Below are 18,988 nucleotides of genomic sequence, written 5' to 3'. Positions count from 1 at the left end.
GGTCAACACCGCCCGTGGCGGCTTGATTGACGAACAAGCGCTGGCTGATGCTTTGCGCAACGGTCACCTCGGCGGTGCAGCTACCGATGTGCTCAGCGTTGAACCGCCAGTCAACGGCAATCCGTTGCTGGCCGCCGACATTCCCCGACTGATCGTCACCCCGCACAATGCCTGGGGCAGCCGTGAAGCGCGGCAACGTATCGTCGGCCAATTGACCGAAAACGCACAGGCGTTCTTCAGCGGTGAAGCGCTGCGGGTCGTCAGTTGATAAACTGCGGCACTTTTTTTCCAGGGAGCAGTTATGGATCCGCGCAGTGAAGTACTGCTTCGTCAGGCCGAGTTATTCCAGGGTTCGCTGCTGTTGGCCGGTTTGCCCGCCGATGATTTGCTCGGGCGCCTGCCCAATGCGTTCGGCTGGTGCTGGCATGCCGGCGATCAGGCCGCCCTCGATGCGCGCTTCGAAGGTCGCAGCCATTTCGGCGTGAACGTGCCGGAGCGCGAGTTCGACAGCGCCGTGGTGTTTTTGCCCAAGTCCAAGGATTTGACCGACTACATTCTCAACGCCGTGGCAGCACGTCTGGCCGGGCGCGAGGTGTTTCTGGTCGGGGAAAAACGCAGCGGCATCGAAGGCGCATCGAAGCAGCTCAACCCGTTCGGCAAACCACGCAAACTCGACAGCGCCCGTCATTGCCAACTGTGGCAGGTCACCGTGGCCAACGCACCTGAAGCCAAATCACTGGAAAGCCTGGCGCAGACCTATGAGTTGCCACTGGCCGAAGGCCCATTGAAAGTCATCAGCCTGCCGGGCGTGTTCAGCCACGGGCGGCTGGATCGCGGCAGCGCCCTGCTGCTGGAGCATCTGGACAAACTGCCGAGCGGCCACCTGCTCGACTTCGGCTGTGGCGCCGGTGTTTTGGGCGCGGCGGTCAAGCGGCGCTATCCGCATAACCAGGTGACCCTGCTCGACGTCGATGCGTTCGCCGCCGCCAGCAGCCGCCTCACCTTGGCCGCCAACGGTCTGGAAGCCGAGGTGCTGACCGGTGACGGCATCGACGCCGCGCCGATGGGTTTGAACGCGATTCTGAGCAATCCGCCGTTCCATGTCGGCGTGCACACCGACTATTTCGCCACCGAGAACTTGCTGCGAAAAGCGGCCAAACATCTGAAAAACGGTGGCGAACTGCGCCTGGTGGCGAACAGCTTCCTGAAATATCAACCACTGATCGAAGAGCATCTGGGCGTATGCGCGATCAAGGCCGAAGGCAATGGTTTCCGGATTTACCGGGCCAAGCGCGGCTGAAAAATTTGTACTTGCTCTATCGGATTTGCCTAGGCAGAATCCGCTCCGTCCTAGGGGAGTAGTCTCCCACGAGCGCCAAGCTCGTCCGGCATACGTCAACATACTTGATCCTCAGATCATGGCGTATGCGACCCAAGCGTCCGCACCAGACGGATCGCAGGGTTTGACAAGACCTATGACACGCACACCTTACCCGGGGCGGGAAGGCTGTACGTGTCATAGCCGTGTCGACCCGCCCCTTAGGAAAATCCTGATGCTGGACTCGTTACTCGTTCCCACCGCAATCGTTGCCTTGGCCGAAATCGGCGACAAGACGCAACTGCTCGCGCTGATTCTCGCCGCTCGCTTTCGCAAGCCCTGGCCGATCATCGCCGGTATCGTCGCTGCGACCCTGGCCAACCACGCGGCAGCCGGTGCAGTAGGCGCCTGGTTCGGCAGTTTCTTCTCCGATTCGGTGCTGCACTGGATTCTCGCCGCAAGCTTCACCGCCACAGCGCTGTGGACACTGGTCCCGGACAAGATGGATGACGATGAAGCCAGCACCGCGCGCAAGTTCGGGCCATTTCTGACCACGCTGATTGCGTTCTTCCTGGCGGAAATCGGTGACAAGACGCAGATCGCCACGGTGATGCTGGCGGCGCAATATCCGGAACTGTGGCTGGTGATCATCGGGACGACGGCGGGCATGCTGATTGCCAACGTGCCGGTGGTATTGGCCGGTAACTTTGCTGCGGAGAAATTGCCACTGACCTTGATCCGTCGCCTGGCGGCTTCGGCGTTCTTCATTCTGGCGATCGTTGCGGTGTACAAGGCGATGCAGAGTAGTGGCTGGGTTTAACCCAATCTACTGAACCCCACAAAATCTGTGGTGAGGGGATTTATCCCCGATGGGGCGCGAAGCGCCCCCAAACCTGCTGCCTCAGAGTGTCAGACATAACGCATTTGCAGGTTTTGGGGCTGCTTCGCAGCCCATCGGGGATAAATCCCCTCGCCACACCAGCCCTCCCAACCTGAAGAATCGTTGTGTCCTTCGACTCTCAGGACTTCGGCGCTTTCTCGTACAGCGGCATGACTTTCGGAATCGCTGCCTGCAACGAGGCGATGCGGCTGGCCGAGGCCGGGTGAGTGCTCATGAACTCCGGCGGTGCACCTTCAGAAGCCTTGCTCATCTTGTTCCACAAGGTGATCGCCGCATTCGGGTTGTAGCCGGCGCGCGCGGCCAGTTCCAGACCGATCAGGTCGGCTTCGTTTTCATTGGCACGGCTGTTGGGCAGCGTCATGCCGTAGTTGGCCACGGTGTCCGCCAGCGCCAGGCTGTCCTGACCCAGACCGAACAACGCACCGGCACCCTGTTTGGCCATTTCAATACCATAAGCCTTGGACATCGCTTCACGACCGTGCTCGCGCAGGGCGTGGGCGATTTCATGGCCCATGACCGCCGCGATTTCATCGTCGGTCAGCTTCAGACTGTCGATCAGCCCGGTGTAGAAAATGATCTTGCCGCCAGGGCCGCAGTTGGCGTTGAGTTCGTCGCTCTTGATCAGGTTGACTTCCCACTGCCATTGCGCCGCATCCGGGCGGAAGGTCGGCGCCTGAGCGATCAGCCGGTTGGCAATCGCCTGAACCCGCTTGGCTTCCGGGCTGGTCTTGTCCAGCACGCCCTTGCTCGACGCCTCGCCAACGGTCTTCTGATAGGACTGGGCATACATCTGGTCGACCTCTTGCGAGGACAGCATGCTGAACATGTACTGCTTGCGCTCCACACCGACGGCTCCGCCGCTGGTGGTGTTGACCGACTGACAACCGGCCAGCAACAGCGCTGCGCTCAGTGCACTTACAACCAATGTCTTGTTCATTCAAAAGCTCCCTGAAAACCTGCCGCGTATCCTAGGGGGTGAATTGTATCGGCGCCAGATACAACAGACGTGTTGCAGCGTCTTTCGGAAATTTCCCACCCCTGCTGTCGTAAAAAATTCACAGCGCCGTTCAGACCCGCTGCCACTGCGTCGCGCACTGATCCATTTGCGACATCGCCCGCCCAATATTCCGCTCGCCACTCATGGCGCAATGCCTGCTGCCGATACAACAGCGCAGACGTCCTCTTGCGTGCGGAGCTCCCATGAAGTTCAAGTCGATCCAGTTTTCCGTCGCCGCCCTGGCCGGCGCCATCGTGCTCAGCGTGGTTGCCGCGCTGGTGCTGTACGCGCTGTTTTCCGGTGCCCGCACCCAGGACATGGTGCAACAGCGCACCCAGGCGCAGTTCGAGCAGGTCATCGAACAACGCCTGACCTCGCTGGCACAGACGCAGGTCAGCCAGATCCAGCGTGAACTCGAAGCGCCACTGCTGATTGCCGGCGGACTGGTGCGGGTCAACGCGCTGCTCGGCACACCGGGCGCCGACGGCCAGCCAAAACTGACCGTCAGCCGCGAGCAATTGATCAGCCTGATCAAGGAAAACGTCGAGAAGAACCCGAAGATTCTCGGCACCTACATTGGTTGGGAAAAAAACGCACTGGATCACAATGACGCGGCCTACATCGGCACCAGCGTCGTCGGTATCGATACCGCCAACGGGCGCTTCCTGCCATGGTGGTTTCGCAATGACGACGGCACCCTGGGCCTGGACAAACTGGTGGACGTCGACGACCAGAAAGTCCTGTCCACCGGCGTGCGCGCCAGCGAGTACTACCTGTGCTCGAAAGAGAGCAAGAAATCCTGCGTGATCGATCCGGCGCCGTACAAGGTCGGCGACAAAGTCGTGATGCTCGCCTCGTTCATTGAACCGATCATGCTCAACGGCGCGTTCCAGGGCATCGTCGGCGCCGACCTGTCGGTGAACTTCATCCAGGAAATGCTCCTCGCTGCCAACCAGAAGCTGTACGGCGGCGCCGGGCAGATGGCCCTGATCGGCGGCAATGGCCGGATCGTTGCCTACACCCAGGACCCGAGCAAATTCGGCGAGAAGGTCAGCGACATTCTCGACGCCGAACAGATTGCCAACATGGCCAATCTCAAGCGCGGCGAAGTCACCTACTCGGTCAACAAGGAAAAGGGCCGTATCGAGCTGTACCTGCCGTTCGGCATCGGCCAGACCGACGCGCGCTGGACGCTGATGCTGCAACTGCCGCTGAACGCGGTGATGGCGGATCTGCAGAAGCTGCAGGCCGACCTCGATGCCCAACGCAAATCCGACACCTTCGGCATGGCCATGGTTGGCCTGATCATCGCCGCCATCGGCTTGCTGGTGATCTGGCTGGTGGGCCACGGTATCGCCCGACCGCTCAAGCAAATGGTCGCCATGCTCGATGACATCGCCAAAGGTGAAGGCGATCTGACCCGCCGCTTGAGCAGTGATCGCAGTGATGAACTCGGCTCGATCGCCAAGGGCTTCAACACCTTCCTCGCCAAGTTGCAGGCGATGATCACGCAGGTGGTGACGTCGGTGCAGAGCGTCAGCGATTCCTCGGAGCACACTGCCGATATCGCCATTCGCACCAACATCGGCATTCAGAAGCAAATGGCCGAGATCGATCAGGTCGCCACGGCGGTGCAGGAGATGACCGCCACCGCGCAAGACGTGGCACGCAACGCCACTCAGGCTGCGCAAGCCGCCAGCCATGCGGATCAGGCCGCCGGTCAGGGCATGCAGATTGTCCGTGACACCTCGAATTCGATTGGTGTGCTGGCGGTGGAAATCGGCAAGGCCGTGGAGGTGGTGCAGACCCTGGCCAAGGACAGCGAGAACATCAACGCGATCCTCACTGCGATTCGCGGGATCGCCGAGCAGACCAACCTATTGGCACTGAACGCGGCAATCGAGGCAGCGCGGGCCGGCGAACAGGGCCGCGGCTTTGCGGTGGTGGCGGACGAGGTGCGCAATCTGGCGCAGAAAACCCAGAAGGCCACCGAAGAAATCCAGAGCATGATCCAGCAACTGCAACAGGGCACCCGCGATGTGGTGCGGGTCATGGAAGACAGCCAGAACCGCACCGACGAAAGCGTACAGCACGCGGCGAAAGCGGCCGAGGCGCTGGAGACGATTACCCAGGCGGTGTCGGTGATCAATGACATGAACACGCAGATCGCGAGTGCCGCTGAAGAGCAAAGTGCAGTGGCGGATGACATCAACCGTAACGTGATCAATATCGGTCAGGTGGCCAATGAGGTCGCGGGGGGTGCGGATGAGTCGAGTTCGGCGAGTGCCGGCCTGACCAAACTGGCGGAGCAGCAGCGGCGGTTGATCAATCAGTTCAAGGTCTGATCCAAAGGCCCCTTCGCGAGCAAGCCCGCTCCCACAGTGATTTTGCGGCGTTCACAAAACCTGTGGGAGCGAGCTTGCTCGCGAAGAGGGCCGCACAGCATCACATCAACCCGGGGTCAGGCACTCCGGCCCATTGAGCTTCGGATCATTCACCAGATTCGCCAGCACCCGCTCGCGCAACGCTGCCGGCTCACTGGCGAGCAAGCCCTGCAGCACATGCAGCGGCGTCTCGGGATCGAGCCAGGCCGCCTGCCCCGCCTCATCGAGAATCAGCGGTCGGCGCTGACTGGCCGCCGGCTGAGTGATGACCGCGGTGCTCAGCCACACTTGCTCCTGCACCGGATACGCTTCCCAGATCGCCGCGAAAAACAGCGACGAGCCCTCACCCGGCGTCAGCCAGTACGGGCGCTTGCGCAGGTTGCCGCGCCATTCGTAGAAACCGTTGGCCGGCAGCAGGCAACGGCGCAGTCGCAACGCTTCGCGAAACATCGGCTGTTCGGCCACGGTTTCGGCCCGGGCATGCGCCGGTGTTTTAGACAGATCGGTCAGCCACGGCGGCGTCAGGCCCCAACGGGCGCGGGCCAGCGTGTGCTGGCCGTCGGCCTCGGCACGCAGCATCAACACTGAATCATTGGGGGAAATGTTCCACTGCGCCTGCTGATCGGCGGGAAATCCGGGCAGGGCCGCAAAATCGCGGTTCCAGCGAAACAGGGCATAACGTCCACACATGGGGCAACACGACTCAAAAGTAAAACGAACGTCAGCCTAACAGACCAGCGTGCCGGGGAAGCTCTCCGGTTCATCGCCGGGCAGCGGCAGCGCGGCATTGTACGCGGTGATCAGCTCGCGGGCGTACTCGGCCTGATCGTTATCGACCGACAGCCCCAGCAGGCCGAAAATCGGCAATTCACCGGTGCCACCGAGCAGATCCCGGCCCACCAGATGCGCCTCGATGCCCTCGCTGGCGAGCATGCCCTTGAGCATCTCGCCTTCCATCAGGTTTTCCGGCTCGTAGATTCGCTGCATGGGCGCCCCTCACTCGTTTTCGCTGAAGACTTCCAGAAACCAGTCCTCGCCATGTACCTGCAAGACAAACGTGATCGGTCGACAACACACCTGGCAGTCCTCGATGTAGGTCTGATCACCGCCGGACAGGTCCACTGTCGTCTCGACCGTTTCCCCACAATAAGGACATTCGTATTCAGCGGGTTCCAGCATCGCGGTCTCCCAGGTGACTTGTGCGTATAATCGCCGGTCTATTTGCAGGGCTATTTTTGTCTGGCTACTTTTTCAGACCGTGCCCCGCGGGTTTTCGATCAAAACCTTTACTTACCCTAGCCGTTTCCAACAAGAGAGCATGATGGGCGAATTCGATGCCATCCGACCTTACGACGACAGCGAAGTACCTGTGGTACTGGCAAGACTGCTCGGCGACAAGGCGTTTCTAGATATCCTCACCCACTTCCGCTTCCCGCGTTTTGCCGGTGCCTTCGGCTGGATGCTCAAACCACTTATAGCCCATCGGCTGCGTCGTGAGTTCGCCGGCGTGACCTCGGTGGCGACTTTGCAGGACAAGGTCGAGTCCTACGTCGACCACACCATCGAGCGCGCCACCGATGGCGTGACCTACACCGGTGTCGAGCAATTCAAGTCCGGCAGCGCCTACCTGTTCATCGCCAACCACCGCGACATCGTGATGGACCCGGCCTTCGTCAACTACGCCGTGTACCACGCCGGCCTGCCGACCCCGCGCATCGCGATTGGCGACAACCTGCTGCAAAAGCCGTTTGTCAGCGATCTGATGCGCCTGAACAAGAGCTTTATCGTGCATCGCTCGATCACCGGGCGCCGCGAGAAAATGGCCGCGTATCAATTGCTGTCGGCGTACATCAACCACTCGATCCGCAACGATTGCGCTTCGATCTGGATCGCTCAGGCCGAAGGCCGGGCCAAGGACGGCGACGACCGTACCGAGTCGGCGATCCTCAAGATGTTCCACATGAGCCGCAAAGACGAGCCATTTGGCGAGGTTATCCAGTCGCTGAACCTGACCCCGGTGTCGATCAGCTACGAATACGACCCGTGCGACCAGGCCAAGGCCCGCGAGCTGTACATCCGCGCTACCACCGGCACTTACGCCAAGGCGCCGGGCGAGGATGACGTGAGCATCGCCAAGGGCATTACCGGCTACAAGGGCCGGGTGCACGTGAACTTCGCCGCGCCGATCACCGAGCTGTTCGAAGACACCAAGCAATTGGCGGTCGAGATGGACAAGCAGATTCTCGGCGGTTATCGCCTGTTCCCCGTGCATTACCTGGCGTATGCGATGTGGGCCGATGCCGATCCGCAACTGAACGTGCCGAAGGCAGCCGAGGTGTTCCCGGCCGATGAACTGGCCAAGGCGCAGGAAGAATGGCAGAGCCGACTGGACGCCTGCCCGCAGGAGCATCGTCCGTATCTGGTGCTGCAATATGCGACGCCGGTGCGTAATCAGTACCGGGTGAAGGCTGCGATCTTTTGCTTTCAGAAGCGGGTACTGATCCAGGAAACGATCAGGGCCAGGCCCAGGCAGGCAAAACCGAAACGGTAAAAAAAGCGGTTCATGCGCAGCGTCGCCCAATCCAGGATCGGTTCGGCGTTCGGTTGGGCCTGGCGTTGAGCGGCGATGCTGGCCATGGCGCGTTGTTCACGACGGCGGGTCGCGTGCAGCAGCCAACTGCCCGGGAAGGCCAGGGCCAGCGCCAGCAGGTTGATCAATTTGGCGGGATGGGCGGTAAACAGCGTCATCAAGTGCAGCGACATCACAGACCTCGGAACTGAATCGGTGTGGCAGACGCCCGATCGACGACTGCGGCGCGGATTCTACCGAAACACGCCTGCACTCCCCTACTCTTTGCGACAAATAGCCTGACAATCGACCGATGGCTGTCCTGTGTCACGGCTTCGTCATTTACATCGGCCACCATGCGCGCCTCGAAACACACATGGAACGCGACATGCTGCACGCCGAAAACCAGGATCGCCTGTACCTCATCACCCCGACCGACGAACAACAGAGCCTTGTCGGCAGCCTTGCCTTCAATGTGCAGGATCGGCACTGGCTGGTGTATTGCGCCCTGGGCGGGCATCAGCATGCGGATTTGCCGGAAACCGATCTGCTGACGGGCGTGAGCGTGCTCGACTTCTACTCGCAAGCCGCCTGACCCACATCGCCCCCCTGTAGGAGCTGCCGAAGGCTGCGATCTTTTGATCTTGTTTTTAAAAATCAAAGTCAAAAGATCGCAGCCTGCGGCAGCTCCTACAGGGGAAACTGCAGACATGAAAAAGCCCGGGCCATCACTGGCACCGGGCTTTTTCACATCAGCCGAACAGCTTACTCGGCGAGGATCTGACCCACGGTCGGGTCCTTGAACAGACGGGTCAGGGCATCGCTCAACACATCGCTGACCAGCTTGGTGTTGGTTTCCTGATTCGGCGCCATGCCGAAACGCTGGTCCAGCGAAGCACCGTAGCGGCCGCTGTAGCGACGGTTGCCGCTCTGCACGTCGGAGCGGAAGGTCGCGCCGATGGTGGCTTCGGTCACGTACATGCCTTCTTTGGGCGACTGGTACTTCAGCTCGGTCAGGGTCACGGTCAGTTGCGGTGCGTTCATCCCGTTGCTGGTCGGGGTGAAGCCGAGCAGACGCACGGCGGCTTCAGCCTGAGCCTGCAGCTTGGGAAGGATCTGCTCGCGCTGCACGGTGATCGCGCTGGTTTCCGGGTACAGGCCGCCACGGGTGCCGAGGGTTGGCGACGGACGACCGTCAACCACGCGCACCACCACTTGCTGGCCATGGCCAACCGGTGCCAGCTGCGTGGTCAGCTTTGGTTCCGGGCTCAGTTGTTGCGGGCTGTGGGCGCAGCCAACCAGGGTCAAACTGGTCACAGTGATCAAACCGAACAACAGGCGTTGCAACATGCTCTTTTCTCCAGAATCAGGCACAGACAGGCCGGCAGTATAGCGGTGGGCCACTGCGGGTCACCAGCACTGGACAGCGAATACTGAAATGTCTGACAAACCCTCGGGAAAGCGGTTCCTGTCACAGATTATTCACCGCCCATACACCTTGGCGTCACGGCCCTTTGCCAAGCTTCACACCAGCCCTCCAACAAGGTATTCGGCCATGCGTTATCTGATCTCGTTGTTCGCTCCACGCCCGTTGCACCGCAGCTTTGCCTTGCTTGATCGCAATGGTCATTGCCAGGCTTTCAAGCAGTGCAGCCTGCAACCGATGGGTGACGGCTGGGTGGAAATCGAAGAAATCCGTCTCAACTGGTTGCACCAGCCACTGCCCGCCAGCGCCCGCGTCATACCGTCGCAGCCCCGTGCACGCGTACAAGCGATGTTGAGCATCTGACCGGATGCCTAATAAAAGTCATTAAACTCGACCAACTGCCCGCATTTCTTCGATACAATCTCCCCCCGATTATAAGGACGTCTCCTGATCGGGCCCCGCAACACCGTTGATGCCCAGGCATTGGCACTCAAAATCGCCCACAGAGAGCCGCCCACACGGATCGAGTGAAGCTGGCGCGCTTGCCTGTTCTTGCGGCAAAACCCCGCTTTTCGCGAATCTGCAGAGCTGTCATACGCTCGGCCACCGCGTTGTTTTGCCCCTGCGGGCACGGTGCCAGGCCTGGACAGCCCTTTTTGAGGTTCACGTCTTCAAAAGAGCGTGAAAAAAACGGGTTTTCACAACTTCACAAGAGTGTGGCGAGCAAATGAATAGTTTTGCGTCTGAACATGCACCATTAGCGTCTGAAACAGCCCAACGACACAGGACCGGGGATACCTCGAACATCGGAGCCTGAAGCCTGTCCGCTACGGATTTGGTTGCACAAAACGGATGTCTCGACCATAAGTCGAATTGCCAGCCGCGTGCTGAAATGAGTTCATGGAGCTCTTGAAGCCAGGCCGCATGCATCCGTCGAAGTTGCGAAAAATTGCGAAGATTCGGACATGACGAACCTGACCACGGGTATCCGGGGCGCAACTGACCTGCCCCGTCACTCCCTGGCAGCCATGCCGACAATTTGGTGCTGCAGATTTTGGAGACGCGTTAAATGGCGCATAACGAAGCAGTCGACGTAGTTCTGGTTGGGGCCGGCATCATGAGTGCCACCCTGGCGGTACTGCTCAAAGAGCTCGACCCGGCGATCAAGCTGGAAGTCGTCGAGTTGATGGATTCCGGTGCTGCGGAGAGTTCCAACCCGTGGAACAACGCCGGCACCGGCCACGCCGGCCTGTGCGAGCTGAACTACACGCCGCAGGCGGCCGACGGCAGCGTCGACATCAAGAAAGCCGTGCACATCAACACCCAGTTCGAAGTGTCCAAGCAGTTCTGGTCGTACCTGACCAAGAAAGGCACCTTCGGCTCGTGCAAATCCTTCATCAGCCCGGTGCCGCACCTGAGCTTCGTTCAGGGTGACAAAGGCGTGTCGTTCCTCAAGGAACGCTTCAACGTGCTGCACAAGCACCACGCCTTCGCCGACATGGAATACACCGAAGACAAGGCCAAGATGGCCGAGTGGATGCCGCTGATGATGCCGGGCCGCTCGCCGGACGAAGTCCTGGCCGCCACCCGCGTGATGAACGGCACCGACGTCAACTTCGGCGCGCTGACCAATCAGTTGCTCAAGCACCTGACCAGCGCTCCGGACACCCAGGTCAAATACTGCAAGCGCGTGACCGGCCTCAAGCGTAACGGCAACGGCTGGACCGTCAGCATCAAGGACGTCAACAGCGGCAACAGCCGTGAAGTCGACGCCAAATTTGTCTTCCTCGGCGCCGGTGGCGCAGCCCTGCCGTTGCTGCAGGCTTCGGGCATCGAAGAAAGCAAAGGTTTCGGCGGCTTCCCGATCAGCGGCCAGTGGCTGCGTTGCGACAACCCCGAAGTGGTCAAGCACCATCAGGCCAAGGTCTACAGCCAGGCCGCCGTGGGTTCGCCACCGATGTCCGTGCCGCACCTGGACACCCGTGTAGTCGACGGCAAGAAATCCCTGCTGTTCGGGCCATATGCCGGTTTCACCACCAAATTCCTCAAGCACGGTTCCTTCATGGACCTGCCGATGTCGGTTCGCGCCGGCAACATCGGGCCGATGCTGGCGGTGGCGAAGAACAACATGGACCTGACCAAGTACCTGGTCAGCGAAGTGATGCAGTCGATGGAGCAGCGCCTGGATTCCCTGCGTCGCTTCTACCCACAGGCGAAAGCCGAAGACTGGCGCCTGGAAGTGGCCGGCCAGCGGGTACAGATCATCAAGAAAGACCCGAAAAAGGGCGGTATCCTGCAATTCGGTACCGAACTGGTTGCTGCGAAGGACGGCTCCCTCGCCGCCCTGCTCGGCGCTTCGCCAGGCGCTTCGGTGACCGTTTCGATCATGCTGGAACTGATCGAGAAATGCTTCCCGGCCAAGGCCAAGGGTGAGTGGGCAGCCAAACTGGCAGAGATCTTCCCGGCCCGCGAGAAAGTCCTGGAAACCGATGCTGCGCTGTATCGCAAGATCAACACGCAGAACAATATCGCTCTGGAACTGGTTGAAGAAAGCAGCGAGACCCCAAGCTTTGCTTGATCTCGCGACATAAAAAACGCCCCATCCGGGGCGTTTTTTTATGCCAGAAGCAAAAGATCGCAGCCTTCGGCAGCTCCTACAGGTTGAACACACACCCTGTGTAGGAGCTGCCGAAGGCTGCGATCTTTTGATCTTGTCTTTTGATCTTAACCGCGAGCCTTGTCAATCAGCTCAATGTACTCGGCCGCATTACGCTGATCCTTGATCTGATCAACAAACGTCTGGCCCTGCTCATCCTTGCCATCCACGTCATAACCGGCCGCCACGAAGAACGTCAGGAAGCGCTCGAAGTCGTCGATGCGCAGGCCACGATAGGCCTTGACCAGTTTGTGCAGCGACGGCGAAGTGGCGTCGACCGGCTCAAAATCGAGGAACAGCTTGATCTGCTCATCGCCGATCTCGTCACCAATCACCTGTTTCTTGTCTTTACGCATTGCCGACTCCAGCTCGCAGATCATTACACGGGGCGGGCAGTTTACCCCTGCCCCGCCACAAGGCTCAACGCGAACGAACCGCCCCGGTGTGCAGATCGGCCCAGATATGGCCGTTGGCGTAACTGAGGAACTGCACATACACGGTGTCGTTGCGCAGCAGATCGATCACCACCCGATACTGGGCCAGCGGGTAGAACAGGGTCAGGGTTTTGCTCTTGTCGTCGTAAACCGGTTTTTTCAGGCTTTTGCTTTCGCCATCGAAATTGAGCAAGACCTGGGTGATGGTCGCCCCCTTGTTCAGGGATTTGCCCTTGAGGCGGATCATCAGCGGTGAGGTGACCGGAATCGGCTGCTGGTTGGACTGGCGTTGTGCGCCGACCACCACCGAATAATCGGTGACTTGCAGCAATTGTTGCTGCTCGGGTTCGGCATCGCGCAGGGTCAGGTCGTCCGGCGGCAGGAATTGGCTGTGCATCGGGGCGGCGGCCAGAGGCAGGCTGAGGGTCAGCAACAGGGCGGCAAGGCTGCGGAACAGAAGGCTCATGACAGGCTCCGGGAGGCGGGGCCGAGCACTCTAGCCGGGTTTTGCGCAGTCCTGCAAAGCAAAAAAGGTGCAGGTCGCGTTGTCGGCAACCTGCACCTTTTCTGTTCCAGCCTCGGATCAATCGAACTGCGCGCGCATCCAGGCCTGGTATTCAGCCACACCGGCCTCGCCTTCTCGCGGCGCCCAATGAGCGAGTTCGCCTTCACCCACCGGACGATACGGGCCGGCCTTGCACTCGAACATCAGGCTGTCGGCTTCCAGAGCCACCAGACCATGGAAGATGCCCGTCGGCAGATCCACGCCGACACACTCGCCACCCGCCTTGAGAATCTGTTTTTTCACCACGACACCGGTTTCGTCGAAGATCAGCAACCCCAATTGCCCCTTGAGCACCAGCAATGTTTCCGCCTTGTTCTCACCCAGGTGCCGATGCGGTGGAATATAAGTGCTCGGTTGCAAGCCCACCGCCATGCGGTGACAGGCCTCTTCCATCTGGTGGAAATTGTGGTGCTGACGTCCACGAGGACTGGCCGCCGCTTTCTCGGCCAATTCAGCGAACAGCGTTTGATCAAGAAAGCCCGGTGTGTTCATGGATTACATTCCTTTAACGGCAAAGATCCCGTTAGCGTTGCGCCAGTAACCTTTGTAGTCCATGCCATAACCGAAGATGTAACGGTCAACGCATGGCAGGCCGACGAAGTCTGCTTTCAGGTCAGGCCGCGCCTTGCGGTCGTGATCTTTGTCGATCAGCACGGCGGTGTGCACTTTGCGCGCGCCGGCGTGTTTGCAGAAGTCGATGATCGCGCCCAGGGTGTGACCTTCGTCGAGGATGTCGTCGATGATCAGCACGTCGCGGTCGATGAACGAAACTTCCGGCTTGGCTTTCCAGAACAGATCGCCGCCGCTGGTTTCATTGCGATAGCGGGTCGCGTGCAGGTAGGACGCTTCCAGCGGGAATTGCAGGTGAGTCAGCAGTTTTCCGGAGAAGATCAGGCCGCCGTTCATCACGCAGAACACCACCGGGTTGCTGTCAGCCAGTTGTTCGTTGATTTGCGCACCGACGCGGGCGATGGCGGCCTCGACTTCAGCTTCGGTGTACAGGCAGTCAGCCTCTCGCATGATTTGACGGATATGCTCGAGATCAGCGGACATGGCGCTCTCCAGGGGGGATGTTTTCGGAAAAGCGGGCAAAGGTACGCATCCCGTGAGGTCGAATCAAGCCTTAATGGACTAACGTACTCAATGTCCTATAGGACATCACCCTCGGATAGATTAATCTAGGCCGGTTTTTTTGCCCGCCGCCGGAGTTTTTCCATGCCCATCCTCGAGATCCGCCATCCGCTGATCCGCCATAAACTCGGCCTGATGCGCCGCGCCGATATCAGCACCAAGAATTTCCGTGAGCTTGCTCAGGAAGTCGGCGCTCTGTTGACCTATGAAGCTACAAAAGATCTGCCGCTCGAATCCTACGATATCGCAGGTTGGTGCGGCACCGTGTCGGTGGAGAAAATCGCCGGCAAGAAGATCACCGTCGTGCCGATCCTGCGCGCCGGCATCGGCATGCTTGAAGGCGTGCTGAGCCTGATCCCGGGTGCCAAGGTTTCCGCGGTGGGCGTTGCCCGCAACGAAGAAACCCTGCAAGCGCACACCTATCTGGAGAAACTGGTTCCGGAAATCGACGAACGGTTGGCGATGATCATCGACCCGATGCTCGCCACCGGCAGCTCCATGGTCGCGACCATCGACCTGCTGAAGAAGGCCGGCTGCAAGGACATCCGCGCCATGGTGCTGGTTGCCGCGCCGGAAGGCATTGCTGCTGTGGAACAGGCTCACCCGGACGTGACCATCTACACCGCGTCCATTGATGAGCGTCTGAACGAACACGGCTACATCATTCCTGGGCTTGGCGACGCCGGTGACAAGATCTTCGGCACCAAGCAGAAGGACGCGTAAGCATGCAGCAAGAGTTCAACGATCCGCTCTGGCGCACGGTGCTGTCCGGCGCCCAGATGCTGTTCGTGGCTTTCGGCGCTCTGGTGCTGATGCCGCTGATCACGGGCCTGGACCCGAACGTGGCACTGTTTACCGCAGGTCTGGGAACGATCCTGTTCCAGATCGTCACCGGGCGTCAGGTGCCGGTGTTTCTTGCGTCGAGCTTCGCCTTCATCACCCCGATCATTCTCGCCAAGGGCCAGTTCGGCCTCGCCGCGACCATGGGCGGCGTGATGGCTGCCGGTTTCGTCTACACCTTCCTGGGCCTGGCCGTGAAGATCAAGGGCACCGGTTTCATCGACCGTCTGCTGCCGCCCGTGGTGATTGGCCCGGTGATCATTTCGATCGGTCTGGCCATGGCGCCGATTGCCGCGAACATGGCGATGGGCAAGGCTGGCGACGGTTCTGAACTGATCCACTACCAGACCGCGATGATGATCTCGATGCCGGCGCTGCTGACCACGTTGATCGTGGCGGTGTTCGGCAAAGGCATCTTCCGCCTGGTGCCGATCATTTCCGGCGTGTTGGTGGGTTTTGCCATGTCGTTCTATTTCGGCGTGGTCGATACCGCGAAGATTGCCGCTGCACCATGGTTCGCACTGCCGCATTTCACCGCGCCGGAATTCAACTGGCAGGCGATCCTGTTCATCGTTCCGGTGGCGCTGGCCCCGGCTATCGAGCACATCGGTGGTGTGATTGCGGTGGGCAGCGTGACCGGTCGCGATTATCTGAAGAAGCCTGGCCTGCATCGCACCCTGCTCGGTGACGGCATCGCCACCACCGCCGCCGGCCTGTTCGGCGGCCCGCCCAACACCACTTACGCCGAAGTGACCGGCGCGGTGATGCTGACCAAGAACTACAACCCGAAAATCATGACCTGGGCGGCGATCTTCGCCATCACCCTGGCGTTCATCGGCAAGTTCGGCGCGCTGCTGCAAAGCATTCCGGTGCCGGTGATGGGCGGGATTCTGTGCTTGCTGTTCGGTTCGATCGCAGCGGTGGGGATGAACACCCTGATCCGTCACAAGATCGATCTGGGCGAGGCGCGCAATCTGGTGATCGTGTCGGTGACTCTGGTATTCGGTATCGGTGGTGTGCTGGTCGGCACCGGCACTGGCCCGGACGACTTCGGCCTCAAAGGCATCGCGCTGTGCGCGGTGGTGGCGATTGCGCTGAACCTGATACTGCCGGGCAATGATGGCTGGAAGAACAAGAAGGCGGATGAGCCGCTGATCTAAGGGTCTGGATCCTTGTTGTCTGACAGATAGCTTTCGCGAGCAAGCCCGCTCCCACATTTGATCTTCAGCGCACCGTAGATCAAATGTGGGAGCGGGCTTGCTCGCGAAGCTTTTGGCTTTAAAGCGCCAACGGTGCTCGTTCACACAGGGTGGCCAACGCCTTCGCCCATTGCGGGTCGTCATTCAGGCATGGCACCAGCACCAACTCCTCTCCCCCCGCTTCGCGGAACTGTTCCTGGCCACGATCACCGATCTCTTCCAGTGTCTCGATGCAATCGGCGACAAACGCCGGGCACATCACCAGAATCTTCTTCACCCCGCTTTTCGCCAACTCATCGAGCCGCGCTTCGGTGTAGGGCTCGATCCACTTGGCCCGCCCCAGACGCGACTGAAACGACACCGACCATTTGCCATCGGCAATGCCCGCACGCCTGGCGAACTCGGAGGCGGTGCGTATGCATTGGGCGCGGTAACAGGTGGCGAGGACTGCCGGCGAAGCATTCTTGCAGCAATCCGCATTTTTCAAACAGTGACTGCCGGTCGGATCAAGCTTGGTCAGGTGCCGTTCGGGTAAGCCGTGGAAACTCAACAGCAAATGATCGTAGTCCTGCTGCAAATGCGGTTGGGCACTGGCAACCAGGGCGTCGAGGTATTCCGGCTGATCGTAAAACGGTTGCAGGATCGAGAGCTGCACATCGAGCTTATGCTCGCGGATCACCCGCTTGGCTTCTTCGATCACCGTGGTGGTGGTGCTGTCGGCGAACTGTGGATAAAGCGGCGCCAGGGTGATGCGCTTGTGCCCGGCGCCGACCAGTTGCAGCAACTTCGTTTCAATCGACGGCTCACCGTAACGCATCGCCAGCTCCACCGGGCCGTGGCTCCACTGCGAGGTCATCTGCTGCTGCAGACGGCGGCTGAGCACTACCAGCGGCGAACCCTCCTCCCACCAGATGGAGGCATAGGCATGCGCCGACTGCCCGGGGCGCTTGATCAGGATCAGCGACACCAGCAAGCGCCGCACCGGCCACGGCAGGTCTATTACATACGGGTCCATCAGAAATTGATTGAGGTAGCTGCGTACGTCGGCCACCGAGGTAGAAGCCGGGGAACCCAGGTTGACCAGAAGCAAGGCGTGATCGGTCATGCATCGTCCTATTTCAAAGGCGGCCGGAGAGATCATCCAGGGCCGCGCGCAAATCCGTGAACTGGAAAGTGAATCCCGCTTCCAGCAAGCGTGTCGGCACGGCGCGTTGGCCGCCCAGCAACAGCAATGACATTTCGCCAAGCCCGACCTTCAGCGCCAGGGCCGGCATCGGCATGAACGCCGGGCGGTGCAGCACGCTGCCCAGTGTCTTGGCAAACTCGCGGTTGCGCACCGGTTTCGGTGCGCACGCATTATAAGGACCGCTCGCCTGAATCCGGTGCAGAAGAAAATCAATCAGGGCGATTTGATCGTTGACATGAATCCACGGCATCCACTGCCGGCCATTGCCCAAAGGCCCGCCCAGCCCGAGTTTGAACGGCAGCAACAGCCGCGACAAAAAGCCGCCCTCCGCCGACAGCACCAGCCCGGTTCGCACCAGCACCACACGAATGCCCTGAGCCTCGGCGCGTTGTGCGGTTTCTTCCCAGGCGATGCACAACTGGCTGGCGAAATCGTCGATGACCGGCGGTGAATCTTCCGTCAGTTCACGCTCACCGCCGTCACCGTACCAGCCGATAGCCGAGCCGGAAATCAACAACTGCGGTTTCTGCTCGCGCGTGTCCAGCCATGCCAGCAGGGTTTCGGTCAGGGTGATGCGGCTGCTCCACAACAACGCCTTGCGCCGATGGGTCCATGGCCGATCAGCGATGGGCGCACCCGCCAGGTTGACGATTGCGTCCAGCGGCTCGTCGCCGAAATCTTCCAGACGCGCAATCCCGCGCACTTGCGCTCCGCAGATTCGTGCAACCTTTTCCGGGCGCCGGCTCCACACCGTCAACTGATGGCCCTGCCCTGACCAGTAATGACAGAGCTGACGTCCGATCAAACCAGTACCGCCGGTCAGCAATATGCGCATGACGTCTTCCTCGCGTAGCGTTTTACCCGGATCACTAGTCTATTTTTATAAACAGGGATCTTTTCTATCGGGCAGGCTCTATTGTTTAACCATAGGCCAAGCTGTCAGATCGAGAACGCTAGAAGTTATACCAAAAAACAAAATTGTACAGGTTTGATCGACGGCGTAGTCTGTACAGAAAGGTAAACGAGGCCCCTATGACTGTACCTATCGCAATCATCGGCACCGGCATCGCCGGACTTTCTGCAGCCCAGGCGCTGACAGAGTCCGGACATACCGTCCAGCTCTTCGACAAAAGCCGCGGCAGCGGCGGACGCATGTCGAGCAAACGCAGCGACGCCGGTTCGCTGGACATGGGCGCGCAATACTTCACCGCTCGCGACCGCCGCTTCGTCACTGAAGTGCAACGCTGGCAAGGCCTGGGCTGGGTTGCCGAGTGGACGCCGCTGCTCTACACCTTTCAGGGCGGGCAACTGAATCTTTCGCCGGACGAGCAGACCCGCTGGGTTGGCACGCCACGCATGAGCGCCATCACCCGAGGCCTGCT

21 protein-coding genes, 3 pseudogenes and 1 riboswitch are annotated in these 18,988 nt (G+C 60.1%); of the genes and pseudogenes, 12 read left to right on the top strand and 12 right to left on the bottom strand.

Annotated features, from left to right (window positions below):
- The 3 genes from DBR18_RS27675 to DBR18_RS27665 form a co-directional block, all read left to right on the top strand.
- A partial coding sequence (locus DBR18_RS27675; RefSeq protein ID WP_305891548.1) for an NAD(P)-dependent oxidoreductase occupies positions 1-268 on the top strand: 268 nt, incomplete at its 5' end.
- Positions 269-301: 33 nt separating this feature from the next.
- Positions 302-1,300, top strand: a complete 999-nt coding sequence (locus DBR18_RS27670) for a class I SAM-dependent methyltransferase (protein WP_108592724.1) — start codon at positions 302-304, stop codon at positions 1,298-1,300.
- Positions 1,301-1,341: 41 nt separating this feature from the next.
- Positions 1,342-1,464, top strand: a riboswitch (yybP-ykoY riboswitch).
- A gap of 89 nt (positions 1,465-1,553) precedes the next feature.
- Entirely contained in the window at positions 1,554-2,138 is a 585-nt protein-coding gene (locus DBR18_RS27665; RefSeq protein ID WP_007967721.1) for a TMEM165/GDT1 family protein, read from the top strand.
- Positions 2,139-2,337: 199 nt separating this feature from the next.
- Here DBR18_RS27665 and DBR18_RS27660 read toward each other — a convergent pair whose 3' ends face one another.
- Entirely contained in the window at positions 2,338-3,156 is an 819-nt protein-coding gene (locus tag DBR18_RS27660; RefSeq protein WP_108592723.1) for a M48 family metallopeptidase, read from the bottom strand.
- Positions 3,157-3,359: 203 nt separating this feature from the next.
- On the opposite strand from DBR18_RS27660, the pseudogene DBR18_RS30420 reads away from it, so the two are divergent.
- Together DBR18_RS30420 and DBR18_RS30415 are read left to right on the top strand one after the other, a co-directional pair.
- A pseudogene (locus DBR18_RS30420) lies at positions 3,360-4,706 on the top strand (HAMP domain-containing protein); the annotation flags it as partial.
- A 12-nt stretch (positions 4,707-4,718) separates the two neighbouring features.
- The gene (locus tag DBR18_RS30415; protein ID WP_371921170.1) at positions 4,719-5,561 is read left to right on the top strand and encodes a methyl-accepting chemotaxis protein; all 843 of its coding nucleotides are present in this window, start codon (positions 4,719-4,721) and stop codon (positions 5,559-5,561) included.
- Positions 5,562-5,666: 105 nt separating this feature from the next.
- Here DBR18_RS30415 and DBR18_RS27650 read toward each other — a convergent pair whose 3' ends face one another.
- From DBR18_RS27650 to DBR18_RS27640, 3 genes are read right to left on the bottom strand one after another with little or no spacing between them, the layout of a single operon-like run.
- Entirely contained in the window at positions 5,667-6,290 is a 624-nt protein-coding gene (locus DBR18_RS27650) for an SOS response-associated peptidase (protein WP_108592721.1), read from the bottom strand.
- A gap of 36 nt (positions 6,291-6,326) precedes the next feature.
- Positions 6,327-6,587, bottom strand: coding sequence for a putative signal transducing protein (locus DBR18_RS27645; protein WP_025109321.1), 261 nt, complete (start codon positions 6,585-6,587; stop codon positions 6,327-6,329).
- A 9-nt stretch (positions 6,588-6,596) separates the two neighbouring features.
- Complete coding sequence (locus tag DBR18_RS27640; RefSeq protein ID WP_108592720.1) at positions 6,597-6,779, bottom strand: CPXCG motif-containing cysteine-rich protein; 183 nt, start codon at positions 6,777-6,779, stop codon at positions 6,597-6,599.
- A gap of 142 nt (positions 6,780-6,921) precedes the next feature.
- On the opposite strand from DBR18_RS27640, the pseudogene DBR18_RS27635 reads away from it, so the two are divergent.
- Positions 6,922-8,076 (top strand): annotated as a pseudogene (locus DBR18_RS27635) (1-acyl-sn-glycerol-3-phosphate acyltransferase); the annotation flags it as partial.
- 8 nt (positions 8,077-8,084) lie between these two features.
- Here the strand turns inward: DBR18_RS27635 and DBR18_RS27630 are convergent.
- A complete protein-coding gene (locus DBR18_RS27630) occupies positions 8,085-8,363 on the bottom strand; it encodes a hypothetical protein (RefSeq protein WP_007967709.1) in 279 nt (92 codons plus the stop codon).
- A 194-nt stretch (positions 8,364-8,557) separates the two neighbouring features.
- On the opposite strand from DBR18_RS27630, the gene DBR18_RS27625 reads away from it, so the two are divergent.
- Positions 8,558-8,764, top strand: coding sequence for a hypothetical protein (locus DBR18_RS27625; RefSeq protein WP_027612213.1), 207 nt, complete (start codon positions 8,558-8,560; stop codon positions 8,762-8,764).
- Between the two features lie 170 nt (positions 8,765-8,934).
- Here the strand turns inward: DBR18_RS27625 and DBR18_RS27615 are convergent, their stop codons facing one another.
- Positions 8,935-9,519: a YajG family lipoprotein gene (locus DBR18_RS27615; RefSeq protein WP_003228101.1), complete on the bottom strand. Its 585-nt coding sequence runs from the start codon at positions 9,517-9,519 to the stop codon at positions 8,935-8,937.
- Positions 9,520-9,724: 205 nt separating this feature from the next.
- On the opposite strand from DBR18_RS27615, the gene DBR18_RS27610 reads away from it, so the two are divergent.
- On the top strand, positions 9,725-9,958 hold the full coding sequence (locus DBR18_RS27610; protein ID WP_003228102.1) for a hypothetical protein: 234 nt from the start codon (positions 9,725-9,727) through the stop codon (positions 9,956-9,958).
- A 706-nt stretch (positions 9,959-10,664) separates the two neighbouring features.
- Positions 10,665-12,173 (top strand): malate dehydrogenase (quinone), encoded by a 1,509-nt coding sequence (gene mqo, locus DBR18_RS27605; RefSeq protein WP_108592719.1) that lies wholly within the window; start codon positions 10,665-10,667, stop codon positions 12,171-12,173.
- A 146-nt stretch (positions 12,174-12,319) separates the two neighbouring features.
- Here mqo and DBR18_RS27600 read toward each other — a convergent pair whose 3' ends face one another.
- The 4 genes from DBR18_RS27600 to DBR18_RS27585 form a co-directional block, all read right to left on the bottom strand.
- The gene (locus DBR18_RS27600; protein ID WP_108592718.1) at positions 12,320-12,607 is read right to left on the bottom strand and encodes a PA4642 family protein; all 288 of its coding nucleotides are present in this window, start codon (positions 12,605-12,607) and stop codon (positions 12,320-12,322) included.
- A 64-nt stretch (positions 12,608-12,671) separates the two neighbouring features.
- Positions 12,672-13,151 (bottom strand): hypothetical protein, encoded by a 480-nt coding sequence (locus tag DBR18_RS27595; RefSeq protein WP_108592717.1) that lies wholly within the window; start codon positions 13,149-13,151, stop codon positions 12,672-12,674.
- 117 nt (positions 13,152-13,268) lie between these two features.
- A complete protein-coding gene (locus DBR18_RS27590) occupies positions 13,269-13,742 on the bottom strand; it encodes a WbuC family cupin fold metalloprotein (protein ID WP_108592716.1) in 474 nt (157 codons plus the stop codon).
- 3 nt (positions 13,743-13,745) lie between these two features.
- Positions 13,746-14,303: a hypoxanthine-guanine phosphoribosyltransferase gene (locus tag DBR18_RS27585; protein WP_108592715.1), complete on the bottom strand. Its 558-nt coding sequence runs from the start codon at positions 14,301-14,303 to the stop codon at positions 13,746-13,748.
- Between the two features lie 162 nt (positions 14,304-14,465).
- Between DBR18_RS27585 and upp the strand changes: the two genes are divergently transcribed.
- The gene (gene upp, locus DBR18_RS27580; RefSeq protein WP_003228118.1) at positions 14,466-15,104 is read left to right on the top strand and encodes a uracil phosphoribosyltransferase; all 639 of its coding nucleotides are present in this window, start codon (positions 14,466-14,468) and stop codon (positions 15,102-15,104) included.
- Between the two features lie 2 nt (positions 15,105-15,106).
- On the top strand, positions 15,107-16,381 hold the full coding sequence (locus tag DBR18_RS27575) for a uracil-xanthine permease family protein (RefSeq protein WP_003228120.1): 1,275 nt from the start codon (positions 15,107-15,109) through the stop codon (positions 16,379-16,381).
- Positions 16,382-16,499: 118 nt separating this feature from the next.
- On the opposite strand, the gene hemH is transcribed toward DBR18_RS27575, so the two are convergent.
- Entirely contained in the window at positions 16,500-17,525 is a 1,026-nt protein-coding gene (gene hemH, locus DBR18_RS27570) for a ferrochelatase (protein WP_108592714.1), read from the bottom strand.
- Between the two features lie 13 nt (positions 17,526-17,538).
- Complete coding sequence (locus DBR18_RS27565) at positions 17,539-18,441, bottom strand: TIGR01777 family oxidoreductase (RefSeq protein WP_108592713.1); 903 nt, start codon at positions 18,439-18,441, stop codon at positions 17,539-17,541.
- Between the two features lie 197 nt (positions 18,442-18,638).
- On the opposite strand from DBR18_RS27565, the pseudogene DBR18_RS30155 reads away from it, so the two are divergent.
- Positions 18,639-18,988, top strand: a pseudogene (locus DBR18_RS30155) (FAD-dependent oxidoreductase); the annotation flags it as partial.

The organism is Pseudomonas sp. HMWF021 (assembly GCF_003061005.1).
Taxonomy (GTDB): Bacteria; Pseudomonadota; Gammaproteobacteria; order Pseudomonadales; family Pseudomonadaceae; genus Aquipseudomonas.
The sequence above is the reverse complement of the archived record's forward strand: the minus strand, read 5'-3'. Positions and strand labels throughout refer to the sequence as shown.

Coding starts and splice junctions, on each gene's coding strand:
- DBR18_RS27670 (WP_108592724.1), top strand. CDS start 302: ATGGATCCGCGCAGTGAAGTACTGCTTCGTCAGGCCGAGTTATTCCAG.
- DBR18_RS27665 (WP_007967721.1), top strand. CDS start 1,554: ATGCTGGACTCGTTACTCGTTCCCACCGCAATCGTTGCCTTGGCCGAA.
- DBR18_RS27660 (WP_108592723.1), bottom strand. CDS start 3,156: ATGAACAAGACATTGGTTGTAAGTGCACTGAGCGCAGCGCTGTTGCTG.
- DBR18_RS30415 (WP_371921170.1), top strand. CDS start 4,719: ATGATCACGCAGGTGGTGACGTCGGTGCAGAGCGTCAGCGATTCCTCG.
- DBR18_RS27650 (WP_108592721.1), bottom strand. CDS start 6,290: ATGTGTGGACGTTATGCCCTGTTTCGCTGGAACCGCGATTTTGCGGCC.
- DBR18_RS27645 (WP_025109321.1), bottom strand. CDS start 6,587: ATGCAGCGAATCTACGAGCCGGAAAACCTGATGGAAGGCGAGATGCTC.
- DBR18_RS27640 (WP_108592720.1), bottom strand. CDS start 6,779: ATGCTGGAACCCGCTGAATACGAATGTCCTTATTGTGGGGAAACGGTC.
- DBR18_RS27630 (WP_007967709.1), bottom strand. CDS start 8,363: ATGTCGCTGCACTTGATGACGCTGTTTACCGCCCATCCCGCCAAATTG.
- DBR18_RS27625 (WP_027612213.1), top strand. CDS start 8,558: ATGCTGCACGCCGAAAACCAGGATCGCCTGTACCTCATCACCCCGACC.
- DBR18_RS27615 (WP_003228101.1), bottom strand. CDS start 9,519: ATGTTGCAACGCCTGTTGTTCGGTTTGATCACTGTGACCAGTTTGACC.
- DBR18_RS27610 (WP_003228102.1), top strand. CDS start 9,725: ATGCGTTATCTGATCTCGTTGTTCGCTCCACGCCCGTTGCACCGCAGC.
- mqo (WP_108592719.1), top strand. CDS start 10,665: ATGGCGCATAACGAAGCAGTCGACGTAGTTCTGGTTGGGGCCGGCATC.
- DBR18_RS27600 (WP_108592718.1), bottom strand. CDS start 12,607: ATGCGTAAAGACAAGAAACAGGTGATTGGTGACGAGATCGGCGATGAG.
- DBR18_RS27595 (WP_108592717.1), bottom strand. CDS start 13,151: ATGAGCCTTCTGTTCCGCAGCCTTGCCGCCCTGTTGCTGACCCTCAGC.
- DBR18_RS27590 (WP_108592716.1), bottom strand. CDS start 13,742: ATGAACACACCGGGCTTTCTTGATCAAACGCTGTTCGCTGAATTGGCC.
- DBR18_RS27585 (WP_108592715.1), bottom strand. CDS start 14,303: ATGTCCGCTGATCTCGAGCATATCCGTCAAATCATGCGAGAGGCTGAC.
- upp (WP_003228118.1), top strand. CDS start 14,466: ATGCCCATCCTCGAGATCCGCCATCCGCTGATCCGCCATAAACTCGGC.
- DBR18_RS27575 (WP_003228120.1), top strand. CDS start 15,107: ATGCAGCAAGAGTTCAACGATCCGCTCTGGCGCACGGTGCTGTCCGGC.
- hemH (WP_108592714.1), bottom strand. CDS start 17,525: ATGACCGATCACGCCTTGCTTCTGGTCAACCTGGGTTCCCCGGCTTCT.
- DBR18_RS27565 (WP_108592713.1), bottom strand. CDS start 18,441: ATGCGCATATTGCTGACCGGCGGTACTGGTTTGATCGGACGTCAGCTC.